Source organism: Paenisporosarcina sp. P4_E4_2 (genome assembly GCF_056401595.1).
In genome coordinates, this window is the sequence record NZ_JBFUJC010000375.1 from 1 (window position 1) to 2,879 (window position 2,879).

1 protein-coding gene and 1 pseudogene are annotated in these 2,879 nt (G+C 38.7%); both read left to right on the forward strand.

All coding sequences use genetic code 11. From position 1 onward, the window contains the following. Positions 1 to 2,035, forward strand: a 2,035-nt coding sequence (locus tag AC1DSB_RS17335; RefSeq protein WP_477587211.1) for a carboxypeptidase-like regulatory domain-containing protein, incomplete at its 5' end; no start/stop codon positions are given. A gap of 228 nt (positions 2,036 to 2,263) precedes the next feature. Then, a pseudogene (locus AC1DSB_RS17340) lies at positions 2,264 to 2,879 on the forward strand (oligoribonuclease); the annotation flags it as partial.

Consider the following 2,879-nt stretch of genomic DNA (forward strand, 5'->3'; position numbering starts at 1 on the left):
CTCTGATAGCAGTGTTGTGAGAGACGGTTGGTATATCGATGATGTTGCTTTAACCGATATTGCCCAAACTGAGAACGTTTCAAAAAATAATAAAGGCAACATTGGACTAGACTTTATCAAAGTTGATGATAAAGAAGCAATGAAAGAAGCGATTGATCCAACAAAAATCAGACCTTCAATGCCTGTAAAAGAAGAATTGCCAAAATCAGAGGCACCAATTCATCCGACTTTATTGCCTATTGGTGCACAAGTCAGTGTGCTTGAATCAGGACGTTCAGTATATACAAATCCTGCAGATGGCACATATTCAATGACGCATGTTCCTGGTACATTCACAATGAAAGCGGAAGCTTATGGATACCACACAAATCAACAGACGGTGACAATCGAAGCTGACGCAACAGCACAAGCGGATTTCACTTTGGATGAAATTGCACAAAACACGGTAAGCGGAACAATTACTGACGAATCGACAGGAGAAGGAATCGAAGGCGCAACACTTCTACTGGTTGAAGATGCCAATATCACTCCTGTTAAAACAGATGCATCAGGAAACTACAGCATCAAAGCTTACGAAGGAAATTATACACTTAAGGTAATTGCACGTGGCTACCATAGTAAAGAAGCATCCGTTACAATCGGTGCAAACGCACTTGAATTAAGTCTTGCACTTGATCCGTTCTACACATATCCAGGTGGTGAAATTGGTTATGATGATGGAACAGCTGAAAATGCACACGCATTCAATGCAGCGGGTAATGCTTGGGCAGTGAAAATGTCTCTTCCTGAAGGGAAAGAAAATGGCATTGTTACTGATGGCGTATTCCGTTTCTGGGACACTGAGTGGCCAGTACCAGGTGGAACAGCATTTGCAGTGGAAGTTTGGGATGCTACTGGTCCTGATGGAACACCAGGTAAAAAACTCACAGAATCAATTAATGCAACAGCATTACGCAACGGTCAATGGACGGTAGTAGACTTATCTGAACATAACATCGTTGTAAATGGTGACTTCTACATGGTTTACAGACAAACAGTTGCGAATCCAAACACACCAGGACTTGCTGCTGATGAAGATGGAACAAACGCGGAAAGAAGTTACCAATCTGTTTCAGGTACATGGACAGCTTCCCCTGCAGAGGAAGGAAACTATATGATCCGTGCTCGTGTAAGTTATGAAGTAAGTGCACCTGTCATTACTTCGCCAACTTCTGATTTAGCAACGAATAAGTCAGCTATTACTATTGAAGGCAGTGCATCACCTACAACAACAATTCAACTTAAAAATAATGGTGGAGTTGCAGGTTCTGTAGTAGTAGGAAATGATGGTAAATTTGCCATTCAAACCGAATTGACAGAAGGATTGAATGTATTTACAGCGACTTCATCTCTTGATGGTAAAGTAACGGGCGAATCTGCTCCGGTATCTGTTATCTTGGACACAGTGAAACCAAATCTAACAATCGACAGCCCGAAAAACGGAGATAAAACAAATCGGGAATCGGTTACAGTAGAAGGTAGTGTCGCAGATGCCAACCTTGATTGGGTGAAAGTAAACGGTCAAATTGCAGCAGTCGTAAACGGAAAATATTCAAAACGTATACTTTTGGATACTGGTGCAAATGAAATTACTGTTGTAGCAAGAGATAAAGCAAACAACAGCATGTCGAAAACAGTGACAGTACATGCAAAATATGTTTCACCTGTCATTACAAACTTAAAACCAGACCAAGATCTCAATCTTAAAACTGGCAAGACTGTCAAAATCGAATTTGATAGTGAACCTGGATTAAGATCAACTTTTGTAATCCATATGCCACTAACAAATATGGGCGGACAACTTCAAAACGCTACAGAATTGCCAATGACAGAGCAAGCGAACGGCCATTATGTTGGCTATTATACAGTTCCAAAAGGTACAGTAGCTAATGGTGCGGTAATCGAAGTAAAAGCAGTCGATAGCTTCAATAACGAAACACGCCAGACGGCAAAAGGTAAACTGTATCTGAACGTTAAAGGTAACAGTAATAAATAGAGTTCTATGAGAAAGATACCAAAGAGAAGATTACCTTCTCTTTGGTATTTTTTTGCCTTAATTGATTTTGGGTATCAATTTTGAATTAAATGCACACCAAGAATAACACGATAAGTCATCACGTCTTGATCATCCTACCTATTAATTAGTCATGTTTGTTAATATGAAAAAAAAAGTTATCAATAATTTTCAACATTTTTATCCATACTATCTGTTGAGGTGAATCAATTGTATAAACTTTTGTCGCACAACGATTTAGATGGAGTTGGGTGTGGGATTCTCGCGAAACTTGCTTTTGGCAAGCAGGTGAATGTCAGATATAATTCGGTATCAAGTCTRGATCGAGAAGTAGGTTGGTTTTTGGAGAATGATGACAAAAACACGCTATTATTCATAACTGACCTTTCTGTAAATAAAGAGAATGAACAAAAGCTGAATGATTTTTATCAAACTACTGGAAATGTCCAACTTATCGATCATCATAAAACATCGCTTCACTTCAATGAATATGAGTGGGGACATGTTCTGGTTGAAGATGAACAAGGAAAATTAACTTCTGCAACTTCTTTATTTCATCATTACCTTGTGTCTCAACAATTATTGGAGAACAGGGAAGCCATTTCAGAGTTTGTTGAGCTTGTCAGACAGTATGATACATGGGAATGGGAGAAAAATGAAAACTTTGAAGCGCAACGATTGAATGCGCTCTTTTATTTAATTTCAATAGAAGAATTCGAAGAAAAAATGATTGAACGGCTTAGAATTATCGATCATTTCGATTTTGACGATTTTGAAAAGAAACTACTGGACATGGAAGAAAATAAGATCGAACGCTATATAAGAC